Below are 6,273 nucleotides of genomic sequence, written 5' to 3'. Positions count from 1 at the left end.
CATAGTTGTGGTGAATATATTGGGTACTAAACACGGAATTAGGTTGATGACGGGTTTAACTCTATTCTCAATAACCAGCCTAGTGATATCGCTAGTAATCCTATTCATAACTCCCAGGTCATTAATAATAAGCCGCATTAATCAATTGTTACCCAGTGGTTTCTCCTACTCTGACGTTGCCTCCAAGTACTCTGGCTCTTTCTTCTCCCTCGGCCCTACCTTGATGATGCTCCCCTTCTTCGCAATATTCATATACCCATGGTTAAACGCAGGACCGGCAATGGCGGCTGAGATTAGGGGGAGGAGGTCTGTGGAGCTTAACGTGCCCACGGCCGCATTGTTAACTATGACTATGGCTACCCTCGGCTTCGCCGCCCTTTACTACTCCCTCGGCTTTAAATTCACCATGGCTGCATTATCGAATAGCCAGTTGAATGGTGTAATCAACTACTGGACAGTGGCAATGGCAGCATCAGGAAACACGATAATAAAATGGATAATAGCAATAGGATCAGTAACATGGTACCTAGCCATATTAGCATACGGTGCAATAATCGTGGTTAGGTACTGGTTCGCAATGTCCTTCGACAGGGTGCTACCAAGCTTCTTAGCCTACCTAAGCCCTAGGTTTAGGACTCCAATATATGCCCACCTACTAGACTTAACAATAACGGCGGCGCTAATCATCCTGGCTGGGGTGCTCTATGAAACATTCACGGCGCTCTACGGTGCAGTGGTTGAAGCCATAATATACTACATGTTCATTGGCATAGCGTCAGCGGTGATGGGGGTTAGGATGCTTGGTAAGGCCCTAGCAACAGCCGGCTTAGCCCAGGCAGCCGTGATGGCTTACCTGACTTACCAGTTCCTGGCATACCCATCAATATGGGGTGGGAACTGGCTAGCATACGGTGTAGAGATATTCGCGGTGGCGCTGGGCATAGCCATATACCTCATAACCCGCAGCATAAACATTAAAAGGTACGGCATAGACATAGCCATAACATACACCGAAATACCACCGGAGTAATGAACTGGGTTGGTTCACAGGAGTTAAAATGGTCATAGTGTTGATGTTTGCTTGTTTTGTTGTGATAATTATTTAGTTCCTTCCGGATGATATTTATTTAACTTAGTTAACCGCGTAAGGTATATAAAGGCCCCCGCTGTTAGGCTATTTGAGGTGAGTGAAATGAACATGGCAAGTATAAAAGGCCTATTAGGCTTAGTAAACGGAACTAGCGGGAGGAGACTGGTCAATGGCAGTAAAGGAACTGGTAATGGAAGGAACATAAACTATATAGGTAATGGATATGAGAGAAGCTTCACGGTCATATATGGGGTATTGGCACCGATAACGTACACCTACGATGAGAAAAACAGGATGTTCAAGGTTAATTAAAATACCCTGGATATTTAACGTAACAGTCTCCTTAATTAAGGCCTTTTTAACTCTCTTTCTATTTCTATCTTAAAAACATTCTCGTTAAGTTTATTTTTCACGCTTCAAGTAACTTTTCGGTGTGATGAGCCATTCATGCGCGGATGGGTGATGATGGCATGAGACAACTGATCATGAACTATATAAAACTATATATTATTAAACTCATTTATGGCTAGGTTGACTGAGTAAACATTATTAAGGGGTCGCTGGTCAGTGTCCCTAATGATAGACATGGTTAACTTGCCTCCTGGGAGGAATCCACCGGATGAGCTGTATGTGGTCATTGAGATACCAGCTGGCTCAAACGTTAAGTATGAGTATGATAAGGTTAATAAGGTCTTCATAGTTGATAGGGTGCTTTACACGGCAATGTCATACCCATTTAACTACGGATTCATACCTGGCACACTGACTGAGGATGGGGATCCACTTGATGCAGTGGTTATAAGTGGTGTCTCATTCCTACCTGGTACTGTTGTTTCAGTTAGGCCTGTGGGTATCTTAAACATGGAGGATGAACATGGTGTTGACTATAAGTTAATAACGGTACCCATCAACAAGGTGGATCCAAGGTTCTCCACTATAAACGACGTGAAGGACTTACCCGACGTAATACTTTACCAGGTTAGGCACTTCTTCGAGCACTATAAGGAGCTTGAACCAGGCAAGTGGACTAAGGTTCACGAGTTCCAGGGGAGTGAGGAGGCTAAGAGACTCGTGTTAAAATACATTAGGAATGGTCAAGCCTTAGCGGCTAGGGTCCACGCCAACAATGACAAGTAGGCATCGCCTAAATGGTGCATTGCTGGATTAGGAATATTAACGCCACTGATGGGGACTAACCTGTGGACCTTAACCCAATTGTATTGGTTAGGTATGGTGAAATTGGGCTGAAGAGTAGCCTAGTTAGGGTTAGGTTAGAGAGACTGCTGATGAAGAATATCCAAGAGTCGTTAAGCAGGGGTGGCGTGGTGAATTATGAGGTCAGTAAGGTTAGTGGTAGGGTTCTGATTAATGTACCCAGGGAGGATCTGCTCAAGGCAGCCCTAGCGGCAGCCAGGGTTTTTGGCGTAGTATCCACGTCACCAGCCTACGCACTAAGGTTCAGTAGCATTAATGACATAGCCACGGCCGCCTATGAGCTATGGAGGGATAAGGTGGTTGGGAGGAGCTTCGCCGTTAGGGTTAGCAGGGCCGGTAACCACCCCTTCACGTCCATTGACGTGGCCAGGCGTGTTGGCGCGGCCCTGTACCCATTCTCCAGTGGCGTTAACCTGGATAACCCTGAGGTTGAACTGTACGTGGAGGTTAGGGGTAGCTACGCCTACCTGTTCGACGAAGTCATAGAGGGGCCAGGTGGTTTACCCCTGGGTTCACAGGGTGGTAGGGTACTTGCCCTGGTTTCAGGCGGCTTCGACTCCCCAGTGGCCTATTGGCTGATGAGCAGGAGGGGGGCCTTCGTCGATGCCCTGTTCTGCAGCCTAGCCCCACCTGTGGATGTCGTAGGCTTCACTAGGGTAATTAAGGTGCTCTACGACCACTGGATGTTTGGATACGACCCGTTGGTGATGATAGTCAACTGCGAACCCCTAGTCGAGGCCTTGAGGAGTGGGGTTAACCCACACCTAATGAACACGGTGTTTAAGAAGTTCCTGTATAAACTGGCGGAGTCCATAGCCGTGGAGGGCGGCTACATGGGTGTGGTGACTGGTGAATCCCTTGGGCAAGTCAGTAGCCAAACCCTAAGCAACCTATACTCAGCATCAATGGGCATTAACGTACCCATATTCAGGCCCTTGGTGGGGTTGGATAAGGATGACATTATTAAGTTGGCTAAGAGGATAGGCACCTACGAGGAGTCGGCCAGGATGATTGAGCCATGTAGTGTCTTCTCCAGGAAGCCGAGGACAAGGTCGACGCCCAGTAGGCTTGATGCAGAGCTGGGTAAGGTGATAGACCTGCTGGGTACGGTTAAGGCCAGTTTAATTAAGCTTAAGGCCAGTGAGCTAAGCCGGGTTAACTCATTACCCCTGTGGAACTGGAGAATTAACCTAACGGACGCTGACACGGGTGGCTTGGGTTCATGCAGGTGAGGGCGTGGTTAACTCTCAATAATGCATAAAGCTTATTTAACCTAGGGACGAGGATTCGATGTGGCTGTCGGCGACCTAGGCAAGAAGCTGCGTGGGTTGCTTAAGGATGTCGCGTGGATACTGAGGAGGGCTAGGAAGCCGGATAGGGAGTCCTACGTAACCATAGTTAAGTTAAGCCTGCTGATAGTGTTCATACTGGGCGCATACTCACTGATCTTCAGCTTCCTCGGCTACGCATTAACCAGTAGGCCCTCACTACTGGCTGTCCCATACCCGGAGAACGTGATAATCATAGCCACGGTGGTCATCCTAATAGTGGCTGCCCTAGTCTACCTGCTAATCTCCACGAGGGGCATTGGTAGAGGGCGTTGATGCAGGGTATTAAACCAGGTGTCTTAGTCTACGGTAACCCAGTCCTCAACAGATACTCATCATCAGTGTTGGGTACCCTTAATGATGTTAAGCCGCTTAACCCTGTTGATGAGCTAATCCTGTACATGGTGGGTGCGTACGCTGGTAATGAATTCGTGAGGTCATTGATGTGGCCTGGCCCAATGCCCCAGTTAAACCTAGGCTCAATGAACCCCTGTGATGCATACCAGGTGGCTAAGCTAATCGTGGTAACCTGGCCCACTACCTCTAATTTAAGCGAGCTCAGGAGAGTTAGGGCCCTGGCGCTTGAGGAATGCGTAGGGGTGCTTGATAGGCTTCAGTTAAGGTTGGTTAAGCATAGTGAGGCAATTGGTATGTTGGATAGGCTTTATGAAATGGCCATTAGCAACCAACTCAGCGAGGAGGATACCGCTAAGCTTGCGTATGCATTGGTTATTTATGAACTGTATGATAGGGCCGTTAGGCTTCTCGAAAGGCGCTTTAACACCATTATTAAGTACCCGTTAATTGTCCTCAGGATACTTTTAAGGGGCTTCATGAACCTGACACCGTGGCACAGGGGGTTAATACTATCAACAGGCACATTAAACGCCTCGGATTGGGTGTTAACGACTGTTAGGTATAGGGATGATGTGTGCGTGGTTGTCCAATTCAAGAGCCTTGAAAAACCATACACGGTCTCAAACTGCCCCGTGCAGGTGGAGGGGGGTAGGTTAGTGGTCAGCGGCGTTGAACCAACCTTAAGCACAAGCCCTGTAACCGTTGAACTGCTAATGAAGCCTAGGAACTGGGGGGTGGTTTTCATAGCTAATAACACTAATAGCTCCATTAGGTATGAGCCTAGGGTTAAGGGTAGGTGCGTTGTTAAGGCTAAGGATTACGAAAACCAAGGCTGCGGTGAATTACTCCTCGATGCGGGTGAATACGCATCAATACACTTCACCTAATGTTTACCCGTGGTGTGTGGCCCGTGTTTCCCACTCAGCTACCGTTGGGCGGGTTGCACCTTGTCACTGAATCACCAGTCACCAGCAGTTAATGGGATCCCATCGAGGGATACGCCACAACCACCATTTGAGTGAGGCCTTTGTGGATGCTGGTTCACCGCAGCGCGGATCATAACCAGCAACCCAAACTACCTGGTAGGGCAGTCATTAATTAAGCATTGTGGTCATGAAGCAACGTAACCAGGAGTATAATTATCAAAAATAACGCAAAATTAAGACTTAAGACCGCCTACGCCCAATCACCAAGCCCACTATGGCAGTTACAGCCCCCACTATGAACATTACACCACCAAGTAGTATTAGGAAGCCTGATGTTATGAATGGGCTGCTCGCTGATGATGCGGAGAACACCCTGTACCTAATCATTATACTGAATGTGCAGTTATTGATTAACCTCACCGCTGACGATTGGTTATAGACTATTATTGTTACGTTAGCCGTTGTCTTAGATGCATAGGGTGTTGGGCTTGGGAACACGCATGACGGGTTACTCGACTCAATTATTAACACCGAGGATGGGTAGATGGACAGGCTAACGCTGCCTCCCGGGCTTAGTGAGGATAAGGGGGTTTGCTTTAACTGGTTGAATAGGCCAATGGCACTGTTGGCGGCTGTTAGTGAGCCGGCGAAGGCAAGTGCGATACCAGCCACCAAGACAACTATCCCTGATACAGTTACCCAGTTAACCACATATTTAGTAATCCGCACTGCTAAATAAACGTTTCCTAATCAACCCAGTAGTAATGCTCAATACTCCTCTTATTAGCATTATCAATGATGGATATTTCATAGTAGTTACTGGCCACGTAATCCTCAGGCATTACCCTACGCTCAACTATGATTATCATGTTCCTCGGCTCCTCCATAGTGTCCTCAATCATCTCCAGCACTATGCTTGGCTGCGGCAATTCTCTCCCCATTAACTGTTGCGCAATCTTCTTCTCATCATTAATAATGGCCATGTTCCTGAGCTCTATGGAGTCCCAATGATCCTCAACACTGTCCAGGGACCAGGCCCTGCGGGCTATGACCTTCGGGTACGTGTGTTTACCCGAAATCAAGTTGCACCTCTCTGCATCAGGATCCGTATGGTCACTGGCTATGGTTACGAAGACATCTTCCCTATTCTTAATGAGTAGGGCATAGGCTATGTTGCTGCCGTATGATGCAGTTATCTTCTTAACATAGTTACTGGTTGTGATTAAGTATGGCTGGAGGGCTAGCGTTGATATGCTCCCTGAATCCTGCTGGACAAGCAGGAGCGAGCCAACGGTTATCTCAATGTCCTTCTCAGTCTTATTACCATACTCAGCAATTATATTCACCCTATGCATCA

General features: G+C 47.6%; 8 protein-coding genes. 6 read left to right on the top strand and 2 right to left on the bottom strand.

What is annotated here, in order from left to right; genetic code table 11:
- From AAX04_RS03010 to AAX04_RS02985, 6 genes are all read left to right on the top strand, one after another.
- On the top strand, positions 1 to 1,030 hold a 1,030-nt coding region (locus tag AAX04_RS03010; RefSeq protein WP_084761161.1), incomplete at its 5' end, for an amino acid permease.
- Positions 1,031 to 1,198: 168 nt separating this feature from the next.
- Positions 1,199 to 1,402 carry a hypothetical protein gene (locus AAX04_RS03005; protein ID WP_156519667.1) on the top strand — a complete coding sequence of 68 codons (204 nt, stop codon included), beginning with the start codon at positions 1,199 to 1,201 and terminating at the stop codon, positions 1,400 to 1,402.
- A 264-nt stretch (positions 1,403 to 1,666) separates the two neighbouring features.
- Positions 1,667 to 2,227 carry an inorganic diphosphatase gene (ppa, locus tag AAX04_RS03000; protein ID WP_066793760.1) on the top strand — a complete coding sequence of 187 codons (561 nt, stop codon included), beginning with the start codon at positions 1,667 to 1,669 and terminating at the stop codon, positions 2,225 to 2,227.
- Between the two features lie 62 nt (positions 2,228 to 2,289).
- Positions 2,290 to 3,537, top strand: coding sequence for a tRNA uracil 4-sulfurtransferase ThiI (gene thiI / locus AAX04_RS02995; RefSeq protein WP_066793758.1), 1,248 nt, complete (start codon positions 2,290 to 2,292; stop codon positions 3,535 to 3,537).
- Between the two features lie 60 nt (positions 3,538 to 3,597).
- A complete protein-coding gene (locus AAX04_RS02990) occupies positions 3,598 to 3,909 on the top strand; it encodes a hypothetical protein (RefSeq protein WP_066793755.1) in 312 nt (103 codons plus the stop codon).
- The gene (locus AAX04_RS02985; protein WP_066793752.1) at positions 3,909 to 4,877 is read left to right on the top strand and encodes a hypothetical protein; all 969 of its coding nucleotides are present in this window, start codon (positions 3,909 to 3,911) and stop codon (positions 4,875 to 4,877) included. The genes AAX04_RS02990 and AAX04_RS02985 overlap by 1 nt, the downstream gene beginning before the upstream one ends.
- 279 nt (positions 4,878 to 5,156) lie before the next feature.
- Here AAX04_RS02985 and AAX04_RS02980 read toward each other — a convergent pair whose 3' ends face one another.
- On the bottom strand, positions 5,157 to 5,627 hold the full coding sequence (locus AAX04_RS02980) for a hypothetical protein (protein WP_066793749.1): 471 nt from the start codon (positions 5,625 to 5,627) through the stop codon (positions 5,157 to 5,159).
- 35 nt (positions 5,628 to 5,662) lie between these two features.
- The gene (locus tag AAX04_RS02975) at positions 5,663 to 6,271 is read right to left on the bottom strand and encodes a DUF2848 family protein (RefSeq protein ID WP_066793746.1); all 609 of its coding nucleotides are present in this window, start codon (positions 6,269 to 6,271) and stop codon (positions 5,663 to 5,665) included.
- Positions 6,272 to 6,273 lie beyond the last annotated feature (2 nt).

This window comes from Caldivirga sp. MU80 (assembly GCF_001663375.1).
Taxonomy (GTDB): domain Archaea; phylum Thermoproteota; class Thermoprotei; order Thermoproteales; family Thermocladiaceae; genus Caldivirga.
The sequence above is the reverse complement of the archived record's forward strand: the minus strand, read 5'-3'. Positions and strand labels throughout refer to the sequence as shown.